This is a genomic window from Shewanella holmiensis (genome assembly GCF_025370255.1).
Classification (GTDB): domain Bacteria; phylum Pseudomonadota; class Gammaproteobacteria; order Enterobacterales; family Shewanellaceae; genus Shewanella; species Shewanella holmiensis.
Genome location: NZ_JAMTCD010000004.1, coordinates 85034 through 110118, shown reverse-complemented (window position 1 = coordinate 110118; position 25085 = coordinate 85034). Strand labels below are relative to the sequence as shown.

Below are 25085 nucleotides of genomic sequence, written 5' to 3'. Positions count from 1 at the left end.
AATGAAAATGATCACAAAACCATTTTGGGCGCTGCTAGTTATTGGCATATGTTCAGCATTGACTTATAGCATATTTAGCCTATCTACAGACAATGATGAGTCCCTTGATATCAATTTAGCCGATGTTAAAAATACCACAGATGCTAAAACAGACATAAAACTAGCCCCATTAAACGCCTTTACTGACAATGAACCAGACCAATTACAAAGGAGTTTTTCGTTAATATCTGATAATCGTCCAACCCAAAAGCCTGCAAAGGTGCCGATTTATTCGTTAGACAGTATTAAAGACCTCTTCGATTCACTTAATTATAATTCCCAAAGCTGGCAGCAAGGCAATCGTGAAGTACCAAGACTGACCTTCAGTACCGTCACCGAAAAATGGCAGCGAAATGCAAAAAATATTCCTGTAGATGAGAAGAAAATGATTTTCTTCCGCTTGATGGCGCCACTGATTTTACTCAGTAATGAAAAAATGTTGCTGGAACGCAGATATATTGAGTCTAAGGCCAACAGCGATGAAAAAGTGATCAAGCTTGCCTTAAAATACAAAGTAATTGATGAAGAAACACGACAAAGCATCGAAAGCCTTTCAGATGAACAACGAGCCACTTTGCTTAATCGCGTTGATATTGTGCCGCCCTCTTTGGTGTTAGCACAAGCTGCCGAAGAAAGCGGTTGGGCAACATCTCGATTTACGATTGAAGGTAATGCTTTTTTTGGCCAATGGGATTTTAGTGGTAATGGCATGGTACCAAAGCAACAACGTACCGAACTCGGTAATTATGGTATTGCAAAATTTGACTCACCACTGGCGTCGGTCATTGGATATCTCATTAATATCAACACCAACCAAGCTTATCAAAAGCTACGTGATTTACGTGCCAAGTTGAGGAAAAACAATGCCCCAATAAGTGGACTGGAATTAGCGGGGACATTAGATAAGTATTCTGAACGCGGCCAAGCTTACATAGACAGTTTACGCGCGATGATCCGCTATAATGGTTTAGATCAAGTTGATGAAGCTTATCTATCTGATGCTAATCCGATTCATTTGATAACAGGTTCACAGTAATCTAGTTTAACTGTGCAAGATTGTCTGCTACAATTTCGCCTCAGCCACCCTACACAACTTGGGTAAATCTCGCGCTGAATTTCAAGCAAGATTTACCCCCCAAATATTGGAAATCAGGCTGATGACTCAGTTCGAAGGTTCACATATCCTTTCCGTAAACCAGTTAAATCTGGATTCAATTACTACCATTTTTGATGTCGCCAACAAAATGACCCCTTATGCGCTGCGAGAAAAGCGTACTAAGGTATTAGAAGGTGCGATTCTTGGTAATTTATTTTTTGAACCCAGCACCCGTACCCGTGTTAGTTTTGGTTGTGCATTTAACCTACTCGGTGGACATGTACGAGAAACCACTGGAATGGCATCGTCTTCGCTGTCAAAAGGGGAATCTTTGTATGACACAGCACGCGTGCTGTCGACCTACTCAGATGTTATCGCTATGCGCCACCCTGATGCATACTCGGTAAAAGAGTTTGCTGAAGGCAGTCGTGTGCCAGTGATTAACGGCGGCGATGGTCCTAATGAGCACCCAACTCAAGCCTTGCTTGATTTATTTACCATTCAAAAAGAACTCAGCCACGCAGGTATGGGCATTAATGGTATGCACATCGCAATGGTGGGTGATTTGAAATATGGCCGTACTGTGCATTCGCTATCACGCTTGTTATGCATGTATAAAGATATCCAGTTCACATTAATTTCACCTACTGAACTGGCAATGCCTGACTATGTGATCGCCGACATTGAAAATGCTGGCCATAAGATCAAAATAACCGAACAACTAGAAGGAAATCTGCATCAAGCTGATATTCTTTATTTAACCCGTATTCAAGAAGAGCGTTTTCCTTCACAGGAAGAGGCGAATAAATATCGGGGTAAATTCCGATTAAATCATAATATTTATACTCAACACTGTAAATCGAACACTGTGATCATGCACCCTTTACCACGTGATTCACGTGAACAGGCAAACGAGCTTGATAACGACCTAAACAGCCACCCAAGTTTGGCTATTTTCCGTCAAGCGGATAACGGATTATTAATTCGTATGGCACTGTTTGCATTAACGTTAGGTGTTGAGAACCAACTCGAAAAATATGAATGTCCTGTTAACTGGTATTCACGTAAAGCTGATCGTTAATCAGCGGCAATAAATTAAGGATTACACATGACCCGTTCCGAAACACTATTTGAACAGGCTAAAAAAACCATTCCTGGCGGCGTAAACTCACCTGTGCGCGCATTTAACGGCGTAGGTGGCTCACCATTATTTATCGAAAAAGCTGATGGTGCTTACATCTATGATGCTGATGGTAAAAAATATATCGATTATGTCGGATCATGGGGACCGATGATTTTAGGGCATAACCATCCTAAAATCCGTGAAGCGGTATTAGCAGCGGTTGAAAATGGTTTATCTTTTGGTGCCCCCACAGAACTTGAAGTCAAAATGGCTGAAAAAGTGATTTCTATGGTGCCATCAATGGAACAAGTACGTATGGTGAGCTCAGGCACTGAAGCCACCATGAGCGCTATTCGTTTAGCGCGTGGGTTCACTAACCGTGACAAAATCTTGAAATTTGAAGGCTGTTATCATGGTCATGCAGACTGCTTACTGGTAAAAGCAGGTTCAGGTGCATTAACTTTAGGCCAACCTAGCTCACCGGGTATTCCTGAAGACTTTGCCAAGCACACACTCACTGCAACCTACAATGATTTAGCGTCGGTACGTGCATTGTTTGAACAACACCCAACAGAAATTTCTTGCATCATTCTTGAGCCAGTTGCTGGCAACATGAACTGTATTCCTCCTGTTGAAGGCTTCTTACAAGGTCTGCGGACAATTTGTGATGAATTTGGTGCATTACTGATTATTGATGAAGTCATGACAGGTTTCCGCGTATCTATGAGCGGTGCACAGGGGCATTATGGCGTTAAACCTGACTTAACCACTTTAGGTAAAGTGATTGGCGGCGGTATGCCAGTAGGCGCATTTGGTGGCCGTAAAGATGTTATGCAGTTTATCGCACCGACAGGCCCTGTTTATCAAGCAGGTACATTATCGGGTAACCCTATTGCAATGACCGCAGGTTTAGCGCAAATGGAAGCCTTAAACGAACCTGGTTTATATGAAGCACTTGCCGCTAAAACCAAGCGTATTGCAGAAGGCTTTAAAGCTGCTGCAGATAAACACGGCATTCCATTAAGCATCACTTATGTTGGCGGTATGTTTGGTTTCTTCTTCACAGAAGATAAAGCACCAATGACCTCATTCAGCCAGGTGACCAAATGTAATATGGAACACTTCCGTCATTTCTACCATGCAATGCTAGATGAGGGCATTTACCTAGCGCCTTCAGCCTATGAAGCTGGATTCTTATCTATGGCGCATGGTGAAGAAGAGATTAGTTATACTTTAGCCGCTGTTGACCGTATTTTTGCAGCAATGAAATAACACCTGTTTTAGTCTGGTACAATGCTAAGGCCAATCGATTCAGATTGGTCTTTTTATTGGTTTGATTCCTGCCATTAACGCTTACAGCCACGCTTACCAACATCCGAATATCAAACCGCTTTTATCTTTGTGACTGCATCAGATTTATGTCCATTGAAGCCGTTATTGATATGTTGATCTGTTTTTTTTCCTGACAATGAAGCCAATAACCTCAATTTGAGTCTATTAAAATCCATCGAACGTTCCAAGTTAAGTGGAATTGGATAATGATAAAAATTCACTGCCAAAATTGATAATTATTCAATAACATATGTTGAATATTTCGCTTGATAACGATTATTGTTCTGAGTTGCATTTATTTGCCTAAAACAATGAGAAGCCTGTTGCAGAAATAGCCATAGTGTGATGTGATCCGCACCGCCTGAAGAAAGCTTAATTGAAACTTAATTAAGCTAGCTTAAATTCATGACATAGCAGCTATGTCATTAACAAGCCGTTGGAATTGCCGTTATGCTAGAAACCTTTCTGCTCACTCTTGCTGTACTCGCACTACTTAGTATCATTTTTGAAGAAGTTACCCACATAAACAAAGCTAAGACCACCTTATTTTTAGGCTGTGTGTCTTGGATTACCTTATTTATTGCCGCTCAAACGCCTGAGAAATCAGCCTTGATTTCAGAGGAATTGAACGAGAACTTATTAGAAATTGCCACATTATGGCTATTTTTAATGTCGACAATGACCTTTGTGGCCTACCTTAACGCGAAGGGCATGATCCAGGTCATGGTGCAAAAAATCTTCCCACAACAGGTTTCAGTCAGAATGCTGATGCTGCAAGTGGGGATGTTTTCCTTAGTATTATCGACATTTTGTGACAACGTAACGGCTACCTTAGTATCACTAGGGTTACTGACAACGTTTAATTTAGATAGCCAAATGCGTCGACGCATGGCGGTTTTGATTATTTTTGCCGTCAACTCTGGTGGTGTTGCACTGATCACCGGCGATGTTACCACCTTGATGATTTTCCTTGCAGGCAAGGTGCATATCTCTGAATTGTTAGTATTGTTTATACCTGCGTCTATTAGCGTATTGTTATTAGCTGTGTTGTTTTCTTTAAAAGCTGAAGGGTCTGTCAGCACCACGCCTATGGCGCAGTCTTACAACACTGTCGATATCGTTATTGGGGTAATTTTCCTGATCACTATCATTTTGACTATGCTACTTAACGTGCTATTCGCAATTCCCCCTGTACTGACATTTTTAGCCGGTTTATCGGTGATGTTTTTAGTGGGACGTAGCAATAAAAGTAAAGATGAAGAAGTACAAATTTTAGAATATATCCGTCAGGTTGAGTACGATACCTTATTGTTCTTCTTAGGTATTTTATTACTTGTCGGTATGCTAAAAGAAATAGGTACACTGCATTTATTAACTGAAGTCTACTCTATGTACGACCCCAGTATTTCTAACTTTTTCACAGGTGTGGGTTCTGCGGTACTGGATAACGTACCATTAACTGCGGCGTTATTAAAAGCGGATCCAGTGCTAACAACAGCACAATGGTTAGGCTTAACATACTCTGTGGGGGTGGGCGGATCATTACTCGTCATTGGTTCCGCGTCGGGTATCATCGCTATGAGTAAAGTGCCCGAGTTAACCTTCGTCAGTTACTTAAAATATGTGCCAGCACTCTTACTATGTTATTGCTTAGGCTATTCATTAACATTATTTTTAGCGAATCACTTACACGGTTAATCTTTATTTACCACACACAAAAAAGGCGCTTAGGCGCCTTTTTTATTACTCGTTCATCATATACAAGATTAAATGATTAAATTGCAGGCACTTTAAACTCTTGACCATCAATATCTAAAATGATATCCCGAGGACGAATTTCAATAATGGTTAATTTATCTTGGATCATATCGCCCTGTTGTAACTCTTGGCCATCAACATTTAACCAGCGATTACTGGGCTCTGTTGAATACACATGCGCAACAATATTAAACTCGGGAATACGCAGCTGAAGGCTGGCCGGTAAATCACCGTATTTGGGGATCCCCTGTGGCTTAGATTTTGGAATAGGATCTAATTTAGCCTCTGTCACATCGCGATTAGCTGACTGCTCGTACTCGACATCTTTTAAAGCCGCAGCAAATGCATCGGCAAGATTGTTATCTTGATTGACACGCTCCTGGCGAACCGACCGAAAATCAACTTCATTTGCAGCCATATTGACTTGAAGTTTTAAGGCTTCTAACTCTTGCAAGCCGCGCTGATTTGCATTCGCACCTAAAATAATCGGTTCAGCATCAAGAGTATCATTTGATTGTTGATACGCATTCTGTAGTTGTTGATCGTATTGCTGACTTAATTGCTGTAATTGCTCTATGGTCAATGCATCAGATGAGTTAACAGTGGCCGCGTTTGGTTGTTGTAACAAAGCTTGCTGGTGATTTTGGTTGCTAATAGGCTGTTGCAGGCGAAGTTGCGGCTCAGTCATTGCTGAAGATGACAGTGGTTTAGGCCGAGGCAATGCCACTTTGCCAGCTAAACTGAAATCTGCCGTAGTTTGTGTCTCTTCTTCTAAAACCTGCTTAGATACCACTGGCATAATATTGGTCTCTGGCGAAACAGACTTTGCCGACGGCACATCAAGATTAGCCACGTCTTGATGAGCAGTATTGAGCAAGGTATTTAATCCCCACGCACCGGTAATAGCGACAGACATAGCAAGCGCGAGTAAAGTTACTTTGGTTGCCAAACCACGTTTACGCTGGATCAGAGGTGATGCAGGGCGTGGCGTCAAAACCGGATCATATACTCCGGCCGATTGTTGTTTTTGTTTACTTACCGCATCCAATAAAATTGACATTATTGACGCTCCGTCAAACTCAATCTAGGACCAGTTTGGCTCAGATATAAGTTAATTTGCACCAGAGTTTGACTGCCTGCTATGCCATCGGCTTTTAATCCATGCAAACGCTGAAACGACATGAGATGCTGTTCTAATTGACCATCAAACTGGCTCACTAAACGCGCAGGACGTTGATCAATCATGGCTAAACTATTCTCTAACCACTGCACCTGCGCTAAAGGCGCACTTTGGCCAATTTCTCTTGGCATGGCTTGATCCGACTGCCATAAAATTTCAAAGGTGCCACTGAAGTGGCGATCAAACCAATCCTTACCCACCCAAAATTGTTGTTCACCTAATTGCAATAATATTTGCTCATACTGACGCTCAACAATCACCCCATAAAATGGGTTGATTTTTGCATCTTGTAAATACACCACCGCAGGATAATTAAGGCGCATAATGCTATTCCAATTACCTTGCTGTTGGTAACAGGTTAATCCTTGTTGTTGTGCAGCCTGACAAGGGGTTAGCTCGCTAATTGGTTGCAATTGCCATAAACCAAATAACGCAGCAAAAGCCACATCAATATTCTGGCTTTGTGCCATAGCATTCTGCATCACCCTTTGGTTGGCATTCATCGCACTCGAATTAACCTGCAATGAAGTCTCTGCAGGCAGTGGATTTGCCACAGCTTGTGTTACAGCAGCCGCCGTTGGAGTGGGTTGATTATTGGATAACTCTGCAGATAAATTAGATTCACCACTTTGATTGAAAACATAAAATGCCGCAGAAAAAGTAAATAATGTTGCAACAGCAATTGCGCCATACCAACGTTTATCATTGTTAGGCAGGGATTCACCCAACACCTCCATAGCGGCCTGATCAACCATTTTATGATCTATCGGCACCTTAGATTGGCCATACCCTGCCATCAATGCTCTTTCACATAAAAGATTTGTCAATCGAGGGATCCCACCACTGTAATGGTGCAACCTGCGAATCGATTTTGCAGTAAATAAGGGCTCGTGCCGTCCACCGACTTGTAAACGATGCTGCACATATAATGCTAACTCATCAGCATTAAGCGGTAAAAGATGATATCGAGCAGTAATACGCTGTGCAAGTTGGCGCAGGTCTTGGCGTTTTAGCAGTTGTTGTAATTCTGGCTGGCCAATTAAAATAACCTGTAATAGCTTTTTAGTATCGGTTTCAAGGTTAGTTAATAGCCTTAACTGCTCTAACACCTCAGAACGTAAATGCTGTGCTTCATCAATAATAAGCACCGTATTACGGCCATTTTTATGACTATTGAGTAAATATTGGCTCAATAAATCGGTAAGTTGCTTAATACTGGGGTTTTCGCCATAGACAATGCCAAGTTCATCACACAGGGTAGCCAGTAACTCTTGCTCAGTTAATGAAGGATTGAGAATAAATGCGGTATCGGTATTTTCAGGTAACTGCTGTAATAAACAACGCGATACGGTTGTCTTACCGGTTCCCACTTCACCAGTAAGCAACACAAAACCGCCGGTTTCACCTAAACCATAAGTCAAATGCACCAGAGCTTCACGGTGACGGTCACTTAAAAACATGTAATGTGGATTAGGAGCAATAGAGAATGGATTATCGTTTAATCCATAAAAAGCTTTATACATACGACTTAGCATCCTTAACTAAAACTGACGGCTCAAGTTAATCCCTGCGAGGTTGCTTGTCAAAAGTTAGCCGCAAAAATCGAACTCTGGTAAGATTTATTCACTATATTGACCAAAAGTGACCCCAAATGAAGATCTATTTAGTCGGTGGTGCTGTGCGAGACAAACTTCTTGGCCTTCCAATAAAAGACAAAGATTTTGTTGTGGTAGGCAGTAATGTTGAAGAAATGCAGGCAAAAGGCTATCAGCAGGTAGGCAAAGATTTTCCTGTGTTTTTACATCCTAAAACACAACAAGAATATGCACTTGCCAGAACTGAGCGCAAAACGGGTATGGGATATCAGGGTTTCGACTGCTATGCCGCCAAAGATGTCAGCTTAGAGCAAGACCTATTACGCCGAGACTTAACGGTTAATGCAATTGCTGAAGATGAATCAGGTAACTTGGTTGACCCTTATGGTGGTCGACAGGATATTGAACAAAAAATTCTTAGACATGTATCAGACGCGTTTATTGAAGATCCGCTAAGGGTATTACGCGTAGCTCGCTTTGCGGCGCGCTTTCATCATATAGGCTTTACTATTGCCCCTGAAACTCAATCGCTTATGCAGCAAATAGCACAGTCGGGTGAACTGGCACATCTTACTCCCGAACGAGTATGGCAAGAACTAGACAAAGTATTAAGCGGTAATAACCCTGAAGTGTTTTTTCAAGCGCTACGTAACTGCGGCGCATTGAAAGTGATATTACCTGAAGTTGACGTGCTATTTGGCATTCCTCAACCCGAGAAATGGCACCCTGAAATTGACTCTGGGATACACACCTTATTAGTACTGGCACAAGCAAGTATATTATCGACAGATAAAGCGATTAGATTTGCAAGTTTAACCCATGATTTAGGCAAAGCCCTTAGCCCCAAAGAAACCTTACCTAAGCATCATGGGCACGGTCAAAAAGGTGTACCGTTGATAAAACGTTTATGCCAACGGTTACGTGTGCCAAATGAATATCGTGATTTAGCGATTTTAGTCAGCGACCAACATCAAAATATTCATAATGCTTTTGAACTAAAAGCTGAAACCATTATCAAAATATTCGATAAAGCAGATTTTTGGCGTAAACCACAGCGATTGAAGCAAATGTTAATTTGTTGCCATGCCGATATGCGTGGTCGCACCGGGTTTGAATACGCTGAATATCCGCAACAAACGTATCTTGAATCCTGCTTCAGCGCAGCAAGTGACGTCGATGTTAAGCAAATCATATTGGGTGGATTTCAAGGCGCAGAAATTAAACAGCAATTGCACCAAAAAAGAATCGAAGCCGTGCAAGCTTTAAAACAACAAATCAAAAATAAATGAACTTATAGCGTAAACAGCTATGGGGGGGGAAAGCTGCTTTTTTATCAACTATTTTAGGATAAATCACTCTTTCAGCTAAAATTGGGCACGAATCCCCCCAATACGCATTGAAATGCTTGCAATTTTCATTTATTTAACTACTTTAGATAAACATTTTGTTGTTTACCTATAGCAAATAACAAAATGTGTGACATAATTACGCCGCTGCAAAGGCATAGGCTTTTGCGCTAAAACTACAACCTATATTTAAGGGATTTACCCATGAACAAAAAAGTACTGATGATTGCTGGTGTTGCTATGACTGCTTTACTAGGTGGCTGTGCTAACACTACTGCTCTAGAAGAAAGCGTTGCTAACTTAGGTAACAAAGTTGATCAACTATCTGCAGAAGTTGGTTCTTTAAAGTCTGAGCAAAGCAAATTATCTGCTGATGTTAAAGGCGCTAAAGCTGCTTCTATGGACGCACAAGCTGAAGCTAAACGTGCTAACGACCGTTTAGACAACATGGCTTCTTCTTACAAGAAGTAAGACATAGCTATAAAGAATTAGCTTATTTTCATAGGTTGATTATTAGGGCTTGAATGTGGATTAGCTGCTATGCAGTTTGAATCAACTTCAAGCCTTAATTATTTGTGTTTGTTAGATATTTTTAATGCTCAAAAAAAACTGTATAAGTTTCCTTATCCAGCCCTTGTTGTTGTATTACCCCAATACCATCCTATTTTATCGTTAAATTTGATATTCGTTGCAACAGCATAAGCAATCAATAACCCGCTCAGATCCTGCCTTTAAGCACACTCTAAATCTGCTTTAGTACCAATACATCAAACTCACATTTCAATCCATCAATTGACTTAGCTTTAATTTGATGACGAAGCTCATCATTAGCGCGCCACGCAAACAAAGAACTGTCTAGCAATCCTAACGCCTGATCGCCACTGACATTGATATCAAATGACACGCACTCTTGGGTGTCAATACTTAAACGCTTAGGAATATTGATTTGAAATGGTTTCTCCACCAAATCGGGGTAAACCTGTTGTTTGATTTGCCACAAATGCTGATGACTTGGCTGCACTAATACTATCCGACCATCATCTTTTAATATTCGAATACATTCCTGACCTTTTATTGGCGCATCGAACAAAGTCACAATATCAATGCTGTTATCGGCAAAAGGTAACGCCTTCAGTGCACTAAAAATCAAACATGCGGGTGACTGTAATTTTGATGCCGCAAATAAGGCATTTTCGGCATCTGATACCCCCCAAGTAGACACATTATCAGCTTGTTGCTGTGAGACCAAAAAAGCATGAATTTGTGCTAAATAATAGCCATCACCACATTGATAATCTAACCAGTTAACCTGTTTTTTATCAGTTGTCAGCGACAGCATTAATTGCTTTAACGTATCAACCAGAGGCTGAAAAACACCGCTTTGCAGTAAAAACTGTCGTGCGCGCATTTGTTGTCGACTTACCGATGATTGCGGTGTTTTTGCTTTTACTTTCACCAAAGGGTAATAGCCTTGTGCTAAACGGTCAAAATGATGCTTTGCATCGCAGTATAAACCTTTTGAAGCATCGTGTTGATGCAATGGCTGGGCACAGGTCGGGCAAATTAATGGAGAAATCATCATAAATAAACTTTTAATAAGAAAAAAAACTAAAAATAAAAAACGGGTAAAAATACCCGTTTAATTCATTTGATACTGACTCGGAATATTATAAATACAATAAACCGAGCAAGATGCTACCTAATATTAGTCGGTAAATGACAAATGGGGTCATGCCTATTTGACTAATAAACTTCAAGAAGTAATGAATACAGATATAAGCAGCCACAAATGATACCACCAAACCTAAACCTAATGCTTGATAGTCAATCGGTAACGGGCTTTCTATCAAGTCTTTAGTCACTAATAACGCAGCGCCACAACTTACTGGAATAGACATTAAAAACGAAAAACGCGCTGCGGCCTCTCGGGTAAGTCCCAACATTAATGCAGCGGTCATTGTCGCACCTGAACGAGAAGTACCAGGAATTAATGCCATAGCTTGTGCTACACCAATTAGTAGAGCTTTTTTCCAGCCCATCTGAAACTCATTCAGCTGGGCTTTTGACATTCGGTCTGCAACCCACAACAATAATCCAAAAAAGATAGTTGTAATTGCGATAACTAAAGTATTACGTAAATGGGTTTCAATAAAATCTTTGGCCATAAAACCAACGATAACTGCAGGAATGGTGGCCAATAAAATCCACCATGACAATTTACTTTCCTGCGTTTGAGTACCAGTAGCAAAACTTTTAATCCAAGCCTGAGTTAAGGTCACTATCTCTGTGCGAAAATAAATAATCACCGCAAATAATGACCCCGTATTTACCGCCACATCAAATGATAAGCCCTGGTCTTCCCACCCTAATAATTGCGCAGGTAAAATTAAATGTCCTGAACTTGAAATAGGTAAAAACTCAGTTAAACCTTGAATAAGAGCCAAAAATATAACTTGTAGCGATTCCATATTTGTCCTTGTTTAAATAACGTGATGCATGCAGATTTAAATCATCAAACACTGGTACAACGTAACTGGGGTGAGAAAGTAAAAGGCACTGGCCATAAATGTTGCTGTTGCTTGTCGTATTGCTGCCAAAGTGTTTGATATGACAATCCAACAACGGGATGCAATACATCAGGGGCTAACTCTGCCAATGGCCAAAGTACAAAAGCATTAAATAGAATTTCACCACGAGGAAGTTCAACAGGCTGGCGGGTTATTTCGTCATTATAAAGTAATAAATCAATGTCTAAGCTACGGGGGCTAAATTTTTTCTCGCCTCTAATTCGGCCATTGGCTTGTTCGATCATCTTAAACGTTGCTACAACGTCTTCAATCGACATGTCGGTATCTGCACAGGCAACCATATTCAAAAAGTTAGTGCCTTTAAAGCCAACCGATTCACTCTCAAATACCCGAGACAAAGACAAATGTCCAAAATGTTGCTGCAAATCCAACAATCCAGCTTGGAGGTGTAGTTCAGGTTCAATATTCGTGCCTAAACTGATATAAATTTTTGCCATTAAATGTGTTAACCCGGGTTATTAATAAGATAGCGTATCAAAAGTCGTTTTAAACATTGCCACGTTCAATTTCAACCCCAACTGATGCGGCATGAGGCACGGCACCAGGTTTCATTACCACTACTTTCACCCATGGCACATTGAATTCATTCAGCAAACACTGGGCAACCATTTCAGCGACAGTTTCTATCAATTCCAATGGTTTTTCGGTAATCAAGGCCGTTAAACGGTTCGAGACGGTTTCGTAGCATAATGCATGGGCATAATCATCACTAGCAGCGGCGAATCGATTATCCCAAGCCATGTCTAAATCAATTAACAAGGTTTGATGGATTTTCTTTTCCCACTCATAAATTCCAATCACAGTTTCAATTTTCAACTGCCTGATAAGCACTTTATCCATGTGAACCTCCAGAAAAACCTATATTGTTAGACTGTTCAAAATTAATTGCAGATAAACAGTGATATTCTCACCGTCTGGCCTTTTGCCTGCAAGCGTAAAGCAGTAGGATAAGCCAATACCAAAACAAAGGTAACGAATTTAATTCATGCCACGGAACTTGTTTTTGATTCTTGCAGAATGATTTGCAACAGCGCATTTAAAAAACATGCGCGATAATACCCTAAGACGAGTAAGGAAACCAATTTGAACACCATAGTCATAACCGTTTTGATGATAATTGTTGCATATTTGGCAGGTTCGATCTCAAGTGCGATATTAGTTTGCAAAATGAGAGGTTTACCAGATCCAAGAGAAAACGGTTCTGGCAACCCTGGTGCAACAAATGTATTAAGGATTGGTGGTGCCAGTTCTGCATTGCTGGTGTTGTTTTTTGACATGCTAAAAGGTGCTATACCGTCTTACCTTAGTTATTTACTAGGTTTAGATGCTGCATCCCTTGGTTTTATTGCTGTTGCAGCCTGTTTAGGTCACATTTACCCAGTATTTTTTCAATTTAAAGGCGGTAAAGGCGTTGCAACCGCTTTCGGTGCTATGGCCCCTATTGGTCATGATTTAGCACTTTGCTTAGTGGCAACTTGGGTTGTATTAGTCTTTATTACCCGCTACTCCTCCGTTTCAGCCATGGCAACAGCAGTACTTGCCCCCATGTACACATGGTGGTTGGATGAGCGCTTCGTGCTGCCAGTAGCCATGTTATCGACACTGATTTTAATTAGGCATAAAGATAATATTGAAAGGCTGCGGATTGGCGAAGAAACAAAAGTGAGCCGAAAAAGAAGTAATAAAAAAGCTTAACGGTATTTAACACGTTAAGCTTTAATGACTCATCTTATCTAATCTTGCATATCAGGCGCTAACGTTTTAAACCGCAGGTAATGAATCTAAAGGCCAACGAGGAACACCTTTAACGGCTAAGTCTTCTACTTGTCCTGCTTTCAGTCGCTGCATTCCCGCATACGCAATCATGGCGCCATTATCAGTACAAAACTCACCCCTTGGGTAATACACTTTCCCACCCATGTCTTGCATCATTTTGGCCAAAGACTCACGCAAACGCGTATTCGCGCTCACGCCACCGGCAATAACCAAACGCTTATACCCAGTTTGCTTTAGGGCACGTTTACACTTGATGGCGAGTGTATCAACCACAGCCTCTTCAAATGCCCTAGCGATATTGGCACGGGTTTGCTGATCATCCGGCTCCGCGGCAATAGTGTTAGCTGCAAAGGTTTTTAAACCTGAAAAGCTAAAATCAAGGCCCGGTCTATCCGTCATTGGACGCGGAAATTTGTACCCCACTTCTAAACCTTGCGCAGCCAATTTAGCTAAGCGCGGACCGCCTGGATAATCTAATCCCATCAATTTCGCGGTTTTATCAAAAGCCTCACCCGCGGCATCGTCAACAGACTCGCCCAATACAAGGTATTGACCAATTCCATCCACTTGCACCAACATTGAGTGACCACCAGATACCAACAAGGCAACAAACGGAAACTCAGGCGCATCATCTTCAAGCATCGGGGCTAATAAGTGTCCTTCCATGTGATGCACGCCTACCGCAGGTTTCCCCCAGGCATACGCCAATGAACGGCCAACACAGGCCCCCACTAATAATGCACCAATTAAGCCAGGACCCTTGGTAAATGCCACGCCATCAATATCATCAATAGAAGAGTTTGCTTTAGTCAGTGCTTGTTTAATTAACGGAATAATTTTACGTACATGATCACGGGAGGCCAACTCTGGCACCACGCCACCATAGTCAGCGTGCAACTTTACTTGGCTATATAATACATGTGAAAGCAGGCCTTGCTGATCATCATAAACGGCGATGCCAGTTTCATCACATGATGTTTCAATACCAATAATGCGCATAATGTCTTGTTCCTGTAAAATTAAGCGGCTAATTCTAGCCTTTGGTGCAAGTTTTCTCCAGATAAAATCAACAGACAAATGTAACGATCGTTTTTGATCGCTTATATAAGTTTAAAATCAGCTATTTATTGTTTTTTAACTGGCCTTAAGCAGACAATCTGAACAAAGGGTTTACAAAGACCCTTAGCTCGGTGTAAAATTCCGCACCATTTTAATTAGCCTTTTGGCTATTTAAGGGTTTAAGTTTCGAACTTAAAACACTTAACATAACCAACTCAACTACACCTAAGGGGTGATGGCGTATGCCAATTATTAAAGTACGTGAAAACGAACCATTCGACGTAGCTCTTCGTCGTTTCAAGCGCTCTTGTGAAAAAGCTGGTATCTTAGCTGATGTACGTGCTCGTGAATTCTACGAGAAGCCAACTACTGCACGTAAGCGCGCAAAAGCAGCTGCAGTTAAACGTCTAGCTAAGAAGCTTTCTCGCGAAAACGCACGTCGCGTACGTTTATACTAATCTCATTATGAGCCTAGTCGATAAGCTAAAAGACCAAATGAAAGACGCTATGCGTGCCAAAGAAAAGGTACGCTTAGGCACTATTCGTATGGCACTTGCCGCCGTTAAACAAGTTGAAGTGGATACCCGCGAGACTTTGAATGACGAACAGGTAATAGCTATCTTAACCAAGATGGTCAAGCAACGTCGTGATTCAATTGCTCAATATGAAGCAGCGAATCGCCCAGAGCTTGCAGCAGCTGAAGCAGAAGAAATTCAAGTCATTGAAACCTTCTTGCCAACACCATTAACTGAAGCAGAAGTCGCAGCGATTATCGATGCAACTATTGTTAAAGTCGGTGCTGCATCCATGGCGGATATGGGCAAAGTTATGGGAGCATTAAAATCTGAAGTTCAAGGCCGTGCAGACATGAGTGCCATAGGTGCTTTAATCCGCGCAAAATTGAAATAATCAGGCGTTAATGTTGAATAAGCCGTGCACCTGCACGGCTTGTTTGTTTTAATTAGTTGATAAAGTGACTTCGAGAATTTATAGCAATCAATGGCGATCCCTCGTGATTTTATCAATGAGCTAATTGCTCGTACTGACATTGTCGATCTTATCGATCGAAAAGTGCCATTGAAAAAAGCTGGCAAAAATCATTCGGCATGCTGCCCTTTTCATAGCGAGAAATCGCCCTCTTTTACTGTCAGCAGAGATAAACAGTTTTATCATTGCTTCGGCTGTGGTGCACATGGCAATGCTATTGACTTTGTTATGGAATACGATCGATTAGAATTTGTCGATGCGATCGAAGAACTCGCCAGTCAACTTGGTTTAGATGTACCACAAGAAAATGGCAACGCAAAACGCCAGGATCACGGATTAAGTCGTGATTTATATCAATTGATGGAAGAAGCCAATTTATTCTATCAAAGCCAGTTAAGACAGCATCAAGATAAGCAAAAAGTACTAGATTACCTTGATTTCAGAGGCTTATCAGATGATGTTATTAAACATTTCGGCATAGGTTTTGCGCCTGACGGCTGGGACGGATTATTAGGCCGCTACCGTCAAAACCAATCAGCACAAGACAAATTACTTACCGCCGGCATGTTGATAGAAAACGACAGCGGTAAGCGTTATGACCGTTTTCGTGACCGATTGATGTTTCCAATCCGCGACAGACGCGGCAGAGTTATCGGCTTTGGCGGAAGAGTTTTAGGTGAAGGCACCCCTAAATACTTGAATTCCCCAGAAACGCCCATATTTCATAAAGGCAACGAGCTTTACGGCTTATACGAATTAAAACAGCTTCATCGCGATCCACAACATGTGTTGATTGTCGAAGGCTATATGGATGTCGTCGCACTAGCACAATTTGGTGTTGATTATGCCGTTGCCTCATTGGGCACATCAACGACAGCTGAACAATTTCAATTGTTAGTTCGTAGTGCCAAAGAAGTCATCTGTTGTTATGACGGTGATAGAGCTGGACGTGAAGCTGCATGGCGAGCACTTGAAACGGCCTTGCCGCTTTTAAAACCTGGGGACATGGTAAGATTCATGTTTTTACCCCAGGGTGAAGATCCTGACACCATGGTCAGAAAAATAGGCAAAGCTGCTTTTGAGGAGCTTATACAACAGGCAATGCAGTTACCTGAATTTCTGTTTGAAACCTTAAGTAATACCCATGGAACCGATAAAGGTGCCCTTGCAAAACAGGCCATAACTTTAATCGAAAAAGTACAAGACAGCGTATTACAAAACCTGTTGTTAGAAAGTTTGTCCCACAAATTGGGCATGAACAGCAGTGATGATTTAAAGAAAAAATTAGGTTTTGCGGTCAAAAAGCCGCAGCCACTTAATGCCAAAGGATTACAAGGGCGAGGCACACCGTTAAGATTAGCGATTGCATTGTTAGTGCAAAAACCAAGCTTAGGCTTTGGACTTGCCCCGCAACCAGCATTAAACAAAATTCAAATGGCTGGCATTGACTTGCTGAATCATTTGCTTGAAATAACTCGAACTCAACAATTTAATAGCGCACAACTACTTGAGATACATAGAGAGCACGAACAGAAGAGCACTCTAATAAAGTTAGCCCAATGGGACCATCAAGTGGCGGATGAAAATGTGTTGACCGAGTTTAAACAAACCCTGATATGGTTGACTAACCAATATATAGAACAACGCTATCAGGAACTTAGTCTTAAACAGACTTTGACGAAAGCTGAGAAAATGCAGCTTACTAAGCTGATTTCAATAATGAAAGGTGTTGCGAAGTAACCCGAAAATGACAAAACTTTCGCGGTTAAAACAACGCCATGGACTAGCTAAGATGAGTCCACACAGCTATAATTGACGATTTGCGTGACACTAAGCTAGGCTCAGTGTCCTATCGTTATTTCAGTTCCCCAAACTTGGATGATATCTATGGATCACACTCCGCAGTCGCAACTTAAACTGTTGCTCGCTAAAGGTAAAGAGCAAGGTTATTTAACCTATGCAGAAGTGAACGACCACTTACCTGCAGACATGGTCGATTCTGATCAGATTGAAGATATTATCCAGATGATAAATGACATGGGTATTCGTGTGTTTGAAGAAGCACCGGATGCCGATGACATGATGATGTCGGAAGACAACACAGACGAAGATGCAGCAGAAGAAGCTGCTGCCGCTCTTGCTACCGTTGAAAGTGAATTAGGTCGTACAACTGACCCTGTGCGTATGTACATGCGTGAAATGGGTACGGTCGAGCTTTTAACCCGCGAAGGCGAAATTGTTATTGCAAAGCGTATTGAAGAAGGTATCAATACCGTTCAATGCTCAGTGAGTGAATACCCACAAGCCATTGCAATGATCTTAGAGCAATTCGACCAGTATGAAGCTGACGAAATACGCTTGTCTGATATTATCTCTGGATTTGTAAACCCTGACGAAGAAGACGTTGCCCCAACGGCAACACACATAGGTTCTGAACTATCTGATGATGAATTAGATGATGAAGACGATGATGACGATGATGATGACGATGGCGAAGAAGAGGAAGAAGGTCCAAAAGGTCCAGATCCTGAAGAAGCTAAAGAGAAATTCACTCAATTACGTGAAGCTTACGAGAAAAGCTTAGCGATCATTGCAGAGAAAGGTCGCGACCATCCTGAAGCAATCGGCTCGTTATTTGTTATCGGTGAGCTATTCAAAGAATTCCGCTTAGTCCCTAAGCAATTCGACCGTTTAGTAAAAAGCATGCGTACCATGATGGATCGCGTGCGTGTTCAAGAGCGTCTTATCCTTAAGCTTGTTGTTGAACAAGCAAAAATGCCGAAGAAAAACTTCGTTAAAGCATTCACAGGTAAAGAAACCAGCCTTGAGTGGTTTACCACTGAAATGAACAGCACTAAACCATACGCAGAAGGTTTACGTATGGTTGAAGATGACGTTATTCGTTGTGTAAACAAGCTTGATGCCGTTGAAAAAGAAACCGATTTAACCATCGCTGGCATCAAAGACATTAACCGTCGTATGTCAATCGGTGAAGCGAAAGCGCGCCGTGCTAAGAAAGAAATGGTTGAAGCTAACTTACGTCTGGTTATCTCGATTGCTAAAAAATACACCAACCGTGGTTTACAATTCCTGGACTTAATTCAGGAAGGTAACATCGGTCTGATGAAAGCGGTTGATAAATTTGAATACCGTCGTGGTTATAAGTTCTCAACTTATGCAACTTGGTGGATCCGTCAGGCGATTACACGCTCGATTGCTGACCAAGCACGCACAATCCGTATTCCAGTACACATGATAGAAACGATCAACAAGCTAAACCGTATTTCTCGTCAAATGCTTCAAGAAATGGGCCGTGAACCATCTCCTGAAGAATTGGCAGAACGTATGATGATGCCTGAAGATAAAATCCGCAAAGTACTGAAAATCGCTAAAGAGCCAATCTCAATGGAAACCCCTATTGGTGACGACGAAGATTCGCATTTAGGTGATTTTATCGAGGATACTACCCTCGAGCTACCTTTAGACTCAGCGACTAGCGAAAGTCTAAAAAATGCAACGCATGAAGTGCTAGCAGGCTTAACAGCCCGTGAGGCAAAAGTATTGCGTATGCGTTTTGGTATCGACATGAATACAGACCACACGCTAGAAGAAGTGGGCAAGCAGTTTGACGTAACCCGTGAACGTATTCGTCAAATTGAAGCAAAAGCGTTGCGTAAGTTACGCCACCCTTCACGCTCTGAGATTTTAAAATCATTCTTAGATGACTAATCACTAGTGATACTTATTGAATCAATATGTTTTTAATCTTGATTCATCAAAAACCTGCTTCGGCAGGTTTTTTTATGCTTTTTTTATGTCCCATAGCACGCTTTTTGATTAACAGATAACCAATTGAATCAAGATACTAAAATTCAATGAAAATCACGGGTGACAAGCAGAGATAAACTTCGTATAATTCCCCCCGCTTTCGATAGTGACGACTATCTTAAGTCGGCCCCTTAGCTCAGTTGGTTAGAGCATACGACTCATAATCGTCAGGTCCCCAGTTCAAGTCTGGGAGGGGCCACCAATTTAAAACAAAAAAGCCCATTTTATAAATGGGCTTTTTTGTGTCTCTAATTTATCAATCAGTCGACTATTCATTCACTTTATAAGCGGGATCTTTTTCTAAATGCGACTGGGCTAAGGTAATAGCTTGTACCGCGCGAGAATTAAACTCACGTTGATACAGGGTATAAACAACAAAAAGACTAGCAAAAATGAACGCCGATGGATGTAAAAACCAGCACAAGGCCGCCATCGCAAAGTAGTATGACCGCAGGCCATAGTTGTATGAATGTGCGGCTTGATCTTGTACCACGGCCATCTGCCTTGCATACGCCAGCAAATTTTTATCTGTGCCAGATTTATCCAGGGGCGCAGCTCCTATCATCACATTGACGAAACCATACTGACGCATTGACCAAGTAAACTGGAAGAAGGCTAATACAAAAATACAAGCCAATAACGCCAGTTTCACTTGTACCAAAGCGTGATCTGGCGATACAGAAAATGGAATAGAGCCAATAACCATTTCAAGTTTTTCAACCTGTGAGAACAAGGTCAGCACACCCGCTAAAATAAGTAATGTTGTAGAAGCAAAAAAGGCAATGTTGCGCTCAAGATTGGCCAACAATGCCGCCTCGCCGACTCGAACCTCTTTGGCAATGATTTGCGACATCCAATGAATTCGTTGTTGATGCATAACTCTGGCAATACAGTTAGTGGTTTTAGCTTTGCGCTTTGAAAACTGGGTATAGCCCAACCAACAGGTAAGAAAGGTCACCAAAGCTAAATAATCTAACGCTGTCCCTATCATGCAGATTCCCTATAAACTTAATAATTAATATCTTTTGGTTATATTATGCACCAGTTTTATGACGTCATGAATGATTATTTAAAACTCACTCTGACTCTCTATTTTCATTCTCACGCTGGTAATGGGATGAACAAATGACAAACTACTGGCATGAAGCATTAATCGTGGCGCGAGTTTCTGTGAGTTACCCAAGGTATACAGATCGCACCCTATAATAGGGTGACCAATATACTGGCTATGCAGCCTTAGTTGATGGGTTCTCCCTGTAATTGGACTATATAGCACTTTCGTCACGGGCTGACCTTGGCCTAATAGGTTGGTTTCCAACACGCGGTAATGGCTGTGAGCCGTTTTGCCCGTGTCACACACCTTCATTAAAGGAAAATCACCTTTAGCTATAGGGGCTGTGATGTCGCCTTCTAAGGCAGATAACTCGCCTTGTAATATCGCAGTATAGGTTTTATCGACTTCGCCATTTTGAAACTGTTTCGTCAGTAGGCCATTAATGCCTTTATTTAATGCCACCAGCATAATGCCAGAGGTACCAAAATCTAACCTATGTATTAGCGTACAACATGGAAAGTCCTTTGTGAGGCGATGATGTACAGAATCTAAATTAAGTGGATTTTTTCCCGATAAACTTAACAGACCAGAGGGTTTGTTAATGATCAATAAGTGCTCATCTTGAAACAAGATATCAATATGACCAAGACAAGGGGGCGCAATAAACTCTGTCATTAGATAACCATCTAAAAATAAAAATGCAGCATAAACAAAAGGTGGCCATTGGGCCACCTTTTAACTGTAATAGCTAAGACAATTAGGTTCTTAGTTTACCTAATTCGCTATGCTGTTGTTGTACTAACTCAGCTAACGATTGGCTACTTTGTTGAGCTTCATCTGCAAGCTGTGACAACTCAGCGGCTGAATCTGAAATACCGGTAATATTTCGACTGACCTCTTCAGTAACCATACTTTGCTCTTCCGCCGCCGTAGCGATATGAGTCACCTGCGATGACACTTCATTAATCTGCACCACAATCGCATTGAGAGATGATAAAGCCATTTCTGTTTGCTCAACGGCAAGCTGCGCACCTTGAGCACCTTTATCAATAATGCTGGATGCATTACGAACTTCTGATTGCAACGAATCAATCAGTTTAGTGATTTGATCAGTAGAGTTTTGTGTTTTTGACGCTAACGCTCGAACCTCATCTGCCACCACAGCAAAACCACGCCCTTGCTCACCAGCTCTTGCCGCCTCAATCGCCGCATTCAATGCTAACAGGTTAGTTTGCCCCGCAATTGAACTAATGACTTCTAGAATACCGCTGATATTGCCACTACTTTGAGAAACCAATTCAACCGCTTTTTGCGCTTGAGCAGACTCAACAGACATCTCATTCACGTAGCTCATTGCTTTGGTAAGTCGCTGCTCGCCCTCTTTAACATTCTTAGTCATAGACTCTGTTTCGTGGGCGGTTTGCTCTGAGGCTTTAGCCACTTCTAACGCTGCGGCACTCATTTGATTCACCGCGGTAACGACACTGTCAATTTCAGCATATTGACGATTAACACTTTCACGGGTTAATTGCGCAATTTTGGCAGACTTTTGACTTTCAGATTGTGAACGATCGGCCAAACCTTTAAGGCCAATAATCAGGTCTCTCAGTTTAGTGATAAAGAGATTAAATCCTTTTGCTAACGCAATGAGTTCGGCATGTGAATCCACATGAATAGACTGGGTTAAATCCCCTTCTGCGCTGCCTAAATTTTCTACCCTTTGTTGGATCATATTCAGCGGTGAAATAATGCTGCGGATCACTATGCTAATTAGGCCAATAGCAATCACTGACACAATAGCCCCAAGCATTAACAACAAACTCCCCAATGATGCCGCCATCTCATCCATGGCATCGTCCATTTTAGTAATTGCCGCAAATGCTTGCTCTTTCGGCACCTCAATAACCAATGACCAGGTAGCCTGAGCTAGTGGAATTTGAATAGGAAAAGCCACAGCTATAATGTCATCATCACTGTAGATTTGATTACTGTTATGCAGCTTCATTAATTCAGATGCTTTTTGAGGAGGGATAGACTCAGCAAGCGGCCTAGCTAACTTGTCATAATGGCTGGCAGCAACCACAAGGCCACGTTGGCTTAACAAAGTAACTTTCGCTTTTCCCTGATACAAACTTTGTGATAATTGAACGATTAACTTTTGAAAAATAGGTAAATTAACATCAACCCCAACCATACCTTTAAATTGTTGATTAACCAAAACTGGCACGGTAAGTGAGGTCATTAATGCATTATTACCCGGGGTGATCTCATACAAGTATGGTTCCATCAAACAAGGTTTTTTGGTGTCTTTGACGCATAAATACCATTCAGCCTCCCGTATGCCAAATTCATTAAGAGTTTCAACATACTTTTCTTCAGCATCATCCACTTGTTGATGTTCTGTTGTACCGTCATCATTACGGGTGTAATAAATCTCTAACCCACCATTATCAGGCACACTGTGACTAAAATTTTGCAGATAATCACTGTCTCTACCGTCGTAGCCGTTTGCCTCAAATTGGGCATACATGGAAGATATTTGCGCATTCTTGCGTAAGTTAGCAACGAGCAGAGCTTCTAGTTTTGAACGGTCAAGCGGTTCATTTTGGGCGGTGTATTCTGCCATTCCAGAAAACGAAAAAGGGATACGGTAAGCCTCATTAATAAACCCAGCAATTTGTTGACCATACTCGGCAGCCTTTGCGGATAATTTTTGACTAATTTCTTGATGTAAGGTGTCATCCACTTGTGCAGACAATATTTTATTTTTATCGCTTAATCCCCACCATAAACTTAATGATAACGTTAATACGATCAGCAAGAACAATCCTGAAGTAATCCAAAGTAATTTTGTTTTGACAGGCAATGCCTTCATATTTTAACTCCGCTTTTATTATCATTATTATTGTTTTGCTAAAATTGCAAATACACACTTTAGTCTAGTCTAGATTCTTGAAAACGTGAGGCTTAGGGACAAAAAAAGCCCTATTAGTAAATAGGGCTTAAATATCATGCAAACCTAATAGAATTTACCCTTTAAAAACAACGCCAAAGACTTCATCCATAATCGCCAAACCAGCATCAACTTGTGCATCTGGCGCGGTTAAAGGCACTAACACGCGTAGAACGTTTCCGTAGGTGCCGCAAGACAATAAAATCAATCCACGCTCGCGGGCTTCCGCTAACACTTTTGGACAATATTGCGGTGCTGGTTGGCCATTTTCCATCAGTTCAATGGCAATCATTGCACCTAAACCACGTACCTCAGCAATTTGGCTATATTTGCTTTGCATTGCCGTAATAGATGCTTTAATGCGGCCACCTAAGCTATTGGCGCGCTCAAGTAATTGTTCCTGCTCAAAAACCTCAATTACCGCTAAAGCCGCAGCACATGCCAACGGACTGCCGCCGTAAGTACCGCCTAAGCCTCCAGGGCCTATCGCATCCATCACCTCTGCACGCCCGGTTATCCCAGATAACGGGAAACCACCAGCAATTGATTTAGCAAAAGTAGTAATGTCAGGTGCAACACCCATTTGCTCCATCGCAAAGAAGGTGCCCGTACGACCCGCACCAGTTTGCACTTCATCTGCAATTAACATGATGCCATGGGTATCACACAATTGACGTAATCGTTGCATAAAACTTGGCGATGCGGCATAGAACCCGCCCTCACCTTGAACTGGCTCAAGTATTATCGCGGCGATATCGCTTGGCTCAGCATCATTTTTGAAAATTCGCTCAATTGAAGCCATTGCAGCATCTTCAGATACACCATGTAGCTCACAAGGAAATTCAGCCCTAAATACGTTCGCTGACATTAACCCCATACCTTTACTGTATGGTGCGACTTTACCGGTTAAGGCTAATGCCGCGATTGTGCGACCGTGATAACCAGAAGTAAATGCAATCACTCCCGCGCGCTTGGTATAAGCTCGAGCGACTTTAACGGCATTCTCAACCGCTTCTGAACCGCTGGTAAATAAAGCGGTTTTCTTAGCAAAATCACCTGGCACTAAATGATTGAGTTTTTCGCACACTTCAATGTAGTTTTCATAGCCAAGCACCATAAAACAAGTGTGCGAAAAATCGTTTAATTGCGCTTGAACAGCCGCCTTCACTTTTGGGTGCAAATGCCCCGTGTTTAACACCGCAATGCCACCAGCAAAATCGATATATTCACGACCTTCTACATCCCATACCGTGGCATTTTCAGCACGCTGGGTAAAAATAGGGTGAATTTGCCCTACACCTTGAGCTACCGCTGCTTGGCGACGGGCCATTAATCCTTCGTTTGTTTTACTCATTGCCTTCTCCCCTTGAT

Annotated in this window: 22 protein-coding genes and 1 tRNA gene; 12 read left to right on the top strand and 11 right to left on the bottom strand. The window is 41.7% G+C overall.

Annotation, left to right across the window (positions count from 1 at the left end):
- The first annotated feature begins 1 nt into the window (after nucleotide 1).
- From NE535_RS04705 to nhaD, 4 genes are all read left to right on the top strand, one after another.
- A complete protein-coding gene (locus NE535_RS04705; protein ID WP_261297520.1) occupies nucleotides 2-1075 on the top strand; it encodes a glucosaminidase domain-containing protein in 1074 nt (357 codons plus the stop codon).
- A 121-nt stretch (nucleotides 1076-1196) separates the two neighbouring features.
- Nucleotides 1197-2216 (top strand): aspartate carbamoyltransferase, encoded by a 1020-nt coding sequence (locus NE535_RS04700; RefSeq protein WP_261297519.1) that lies wholly within the window; start codon nucleotides 1197-1199, stop codon nucleotides 2214-2216.
- 27 nt (nucleotides 2217-2243) lie between these two features.
- Nucleotides 2244-3530 carry a glutamate-1-semialdehyde 2,1-aminomutase gene (gene hemL, locus NE535_RS04695; RefSeq protein WP_261297518.1) on the top strand — a complete coding sequence of 429 codons (1287 nt, stop codon included), beginning with the start codon at nucleotides 2244-2246 and terminating at the stop codon, nucleotides 3528-3530.
- A gap of 510 nt (nucleotides 3531-4040) precedes the next feature.
- On the top strand, nucleotides 4041-5288 hold the full coding sequence (nhaD, locus tag NE535_RS04690) for a sodium:proton antiporter NhaD (protein ID WP_261297517.1): 1248 nt from the start codon (nucleotides 4041-4043) through the stop codon (nucleotides 5286-5288).
- Between the two features lie 76 nt (nucleotides 5289-5364).
- Here the strand turns inward: nhaD and NE535_RS04685 are convergent, their stop codons facing one another.
- A complete protein-coding gene (locus NE535_RS04685; protein WP_261297516.1) occupies nucleotides 5365-6408 on the bottom strand; it encodes a general secretion pathway protein GspB in 1044 nt (347 codons plus the stop codon).
- Nucleotides 6408-8051: an ExeA family protein gene (locus NE535_RS04680; protein WP_261297515.1), complete on the bottom strand. Its 1644-nt coding sequence runs from the start codon at nucleotides 8049-8051 to the stop codon at nucleotides 6408-6410. Before NE535_RS04680 ends, NE535_RS04685 begins: the two co-directional genes overlap by 1 nt.
- Before the next feature lie 128 nt (nucleotides 8052-8179).
- Here NE535_RS04680 and NE535_RS04675 point away from each other — a divergent pair, with 128 nt between their 5' ends.
- Together NE535_RS04675 and NE535_RS04670 are read left to right on the top strand one after the other, a co-directional pair.
- Nucleotides 8180-9412, top strand: coding sequence for a multifunctional CCA addition/repair protein (locus NE535_RS04675; protein WP_261297514.1), 1233 nt, complete (start codon nucleotides 8180-8182; stop codon nucleotides 9410-9412).
- Nucleotides 9413-9673: 261 nt separating this feature from the next.
- A complete protein-coding gene (locus NE535_RS04670) occupies nucleotides 9674-9940 on the top strand; it encodes an Lpp/OprI family alanine-zipper lipoprotein (RefSeq protein WP_124017059.1) in 267 nt (88 codons plus the stop codon).
- Nucleotides 9941-10211: 271 nt separating this feature from the next.
- On the opposite strand, the gene NE535_RS04665 is transcribed toward NE535_RS04670, so the two are convergent.
- From NE535_RS04665 to folB, 4 genes are all read right to left on the bottom strand, one after another.
- Nucleotides 10212-11051: a putative RNA methyltransferase gene (locus NE535_RS04665; RefSeq protein ID WP_261297513.1), complete on the bottom strand. Its 840-nt coding sequence runs from the start codon at nucleotides 11049-11051 to the stop codon at nucleotides 10212-10214.
- 85 nt (nucleotides 11052-11136) lie between these two features.
- Nucleotides 11137-11937 (bottom strand): undecaprenyl-diphosphate phosphatase, encoded by an 801-nt coding sequence (locus NE535_RS04660; protein WP_261297512.1) that lies wholly within the window; start codon nucleotides 11935-11937, stop codon nucleotides 11137-11139.
- 44 nt (nucleotides 11938-11981) lie between these two features.
- Nucleotides 11982-12494 carry a 2-amino-4-hydroxy-6-hydroxymethyldihydropteridine diphosphokinase gene (folK, locus tag NE535_RS04655; RefSeq protein WP_261297511.1) on the bottom strand — a complete coding sequence of 171 codons (513 nt, stop codon included), beginning with the start codon at nucleotides 12492-12494 and terminating at the stop codon, nucleotides 11982-11984.
- A 49-nt stretch (nucleotides 12495-12543) separates the two neighbouring features.
- Nucleotides 12544-12897 (bottom strand): dihydroneopterin aldolase, encoded by a 354-nt coding sequence (gene folB, locus NE535_RS04650; protein ID WP_261297510.1) that lies wholly within the window; start codon nucleotides 12895-12897, stop codon nucleotides 12544-12546.
- A gap of 243 nt (nucleotides 12898-13140) precedes the next feature.
- On the opposite strand from folB, the gene plsY reads away from it, so the two are divergent.
- On the top strand, nucleotides 13141-13752 hold the full coding sequence (plsY, locus tag NE535_RS04645) for a glycerol-3-phosphate 1-O-acyltransferase PlsY (protein WP_261297509.1): 612 nt from the start codon (nucleotides 13141-13143) through the stop codon (nucleotides 13750-13752).
- Between the two features lie 66 nt (nucleotides 13753-13818).
- Here plsY and tsaD read toward each other — a convergent pair whose 3' ends face one another.
- Nucleotides 13819-14832: a tRNA (adenosine(37)-N6)-threonylcarbamoyltransferase complex transferase subunit TsaD gene (gene tsaD, locus NE535_RS04640; protein ID WP_261297617.1), complete on the bottom strand. Its 1014-nt coding sequence runs from the start codon at nucleotides 14830-14832 to the stop codon at nucleotides 13819-13821.
- A gap of 302 nt (nucleotides 14833-15134) precedes the next feature.
- Between tsaD and rpsU the strand changes: the two genes are divergently transcribed.
- From rpsU to NE535_RS04615, 5 genes are all read left to right on the top strand, one after another.
- On the top strand, nucleotides 15135-15350 hold the full coding sequence (rpsU, locus tag NE535_RS04635; RefSeq protein ID WP_006080725.1) for a 30S ribosomal protein S21: 216 nt from the start codon (nucleotides 15135-15137) through the stop codon (nucleotides 15348-15350).
- 7 nt (nucleotides 15351-15357) lie between these two features.
- Nucleotides 15358-15801 carry a GatB/YqeY domain-containing protein gene (locus NE535_RS04630; protein WP_188841385.1) on the top strand — a complete coding sequence of 148 codons (444 nt, stop codon included), beginning with the start codon at nucleotides 15358-15360 and terminating at the stop codon, nucleotides 15799-15801.
- A gap of 90 nt (nucleotides 15802-15891) precedes the next feature.
- On the top strand, nucleotides 15892-17619 hold the full coding sequence (gene dnaG / locus NE535_RS04625; protein ID WP_261297508.1) for a DNA primase: 1728 nt from the start codon (nucleotides 15892-15894) through the stop codon (nucleotides 17617-17619).
- Between the two features lie 147 nt (nucleotides 17620-17766).
- Entirely contained in the window at nucleotides 17767-19608 is a 1842-nt protein-coding gene (gene rpoD, locus NE535_RS04620; protein WP_261297507.1) for an RNA polymerase sigma factor RpoD, read from the top strand.
- A gap of 224 nt (nucleotides 19609-19832) precedes the next feature.
- Nucleotides 19833-19909, top strand: a tRNA-Ile gene (locus NE535_RS04615).
- A 66-nt stretch (nucleotides 19910-19975) separates the two neighbouring features.
- Here the strand turns inward: NE535_RS04615 and NE535_RS04610 are convergent.
- From NE535_RS04610 to gabT, 4 genes are all read right to left on the bottom strand, one after another.
- Nucleotides 19976-20698, bottom strand: a complete 723-nt coding sequence (locus NE535_RS04610) for a DUF599 domain-containing protein (RefSeq protein ID WP_261297506.1) — start codon at nucleotides 20696-20698, stop codon at nucleotides 19976-19978.
- Between the two features lie 78 nt (nucleotides 20699-20776).
- On the bottom strand, nucleotides 20777-21436 hold the full coding sequence (locus NE535_RS04605; RefSeq protein WP_261297505.1) for an RluA family pseudouridine synthase: 660 nt from the start codon (nucleotides 21434-21436) through the stop codon (nucleotides 20777-20779).
- 82 nt (nucleotides 21437-21518) lie between these two features.
- Nucleotides 21519-23636: a methyl-accepting chemotaxis protein gene (locus tag NE535_RS04600; RefSeq protein ID WP_261297504.1), complete on the bottom strand. Its 2118-nt coding sequence runs from the start codon at nucleotides 23634-23636 to the stop codon at nucleotides 21519-21521.
- A 154-nt stretch (nucleotides 23637-23790) separates the two neighbouring features.
- Nucleotides 23791-25068 (bottom strand): 4-aminobutyrate--2-oxoglutarate transaminase, encoded by a 1278-nt coding sequence (gene gabT, locus NE535_RS04595; RefSeq protein WP_261297503.1) that lies wholly within the window; start codon nucleotides 25066-25068, stop codon nucleotides 23791-23793.
- Nucleotides 25069-25085: the final 17 nt, after the last annotated feature.

Coding starts and splice junctions, on each gene's coding strand:
- rpsU (WP_006080725.1), top strand. CDS start 15,135: ATGCCAATTATTAAAGTACGTGAAAACGAACCATTCGACGTAGCTCTT.
- folK (WP_261297511.1), bottom strand. CDS start 12,494: ATGGCAAAAATTTATATCAGTTTAGGCACGAATATTGAACCTGAACTA.
- hemL (WP_261297518.1), top strand. CDS start 2,244: ATGACCCGTTCCGAAACACTATTTGAACAGGCTAAAAAAACCATTCCT.
- NE535_RS04660 (WP_261297512.1), bottom strand. CDS start 11,937: ATGGAATCGCTACAAGTTATATTTTTGGCTCTTATTCAAGGTTTAACT.
- NE535_RS04675 (WP_261297514.1), top strand. CDS start 8,180: ATGAAGATCTATTTAGTCGGTGGTGCTGTGCGAGACAAACTTCTTGGC.
- rpoD (WP_261297507.1), top strand. CDS start 17,767: ATGGATCACACTCCGCAGTCGCAACTTAAACTGTTGCTCGCTAAAGGT.
- NE535_RS04605 (WP_261297505.1), bottom strand. CDS start 21,436: ATGACAGAGTTTATTGCGCCCCCTTGTCTTGGTCATATTGATATCTTG.
- nhaD (WP_261297517.1), top strand. CDS start 4,041: ATGCTAGAAACCTTTCTGCTCACTCTTGCTGTACTCGCACTACTTAGT.
- NE535_RS04600 (WP_261297504.1), bottom strand. CDS start 23,636: ATGAAGGCATTGCCTGTCAAAACAAAATTACTTTGGATTACTTCAGGA.
- NE535_RS04705 (WP_261297520.1), top strand. CDS start 2: ATGAAAATGATCACAAAACCATTTTGGGCGCTGCTAGTTATTGGCATA.
- NE535_RS04685 (WP_261297516.1), bottom strand. CDS start 6,408: ATGTCAATTTTATTGGATGCGGTAAGTAAACAAAAACAACAATCGGCC.
- NE535_RS04630 (WP_188841385.1), top strand. CDS start 15,358: ATGAGCCTAGTCGATAAGCTAAAAGACCAAATGAAAGACGCTATGCGT.
- NE535_RS04700 (WP_261297519.1), top strand. CDS start 1,197: ATGACTCAGTTCGAAGGTTCACATATCCTTTCCGTAAACCAGTTAAAT.
- folB (WP_261297510.1), bottom strand. CDS start 12,897: ATGGATAAAGTGCTTATCAGGCAGTTGAAAATTGAAACTGTGATTGGA.
- NE535_RS04670 (WP_124017059.1), top strand. CDS start 9,674: ATGAACAAAAAAGTACTGATGATTGCTGGTGTTGCTATGACTGCTTTA.
- gabT (WP_261297503.1), bottom strand. CDS start 25,068: ATGAGTAAAACAAACGAAGGATTAATGGCCCGTCGCCAAGCAGCGGTA.
- dnaG (WP_261297508.1), top strand. CDS start 15,892: ATGGCGATCCCTCGTGATTTTATCAATGAGCTAATTGCTCGTACTGAC.
- NE535_RS04680 (WP_261297515.1), bottom strand. CDS start 8,051: ATGTATAAAGCTTTTTATGGATTAAACGATAATCCATTCTCTATTGCT.
- NE535_RS04610 (WP_261297506.1), bottom strand. CDS start 20,698: ATGATAGGGACAGCGTTAGATTATTTAGCTTTGGTGACCTTTCTTACC.
- tsaD (WP_261297617.1), bottom strand. CDS start 14,832: ATGCGCATTATTGGTATTGAAACATCATGTGATGAAACTGGCATCGCC.
- NE535_RS04665 (WP_261297513.1), bottom strand. CDS start 11,051: ATGATGATTTCTCCATTAATTTGCCCGACCTGTGCCCAGCCATTGCAT.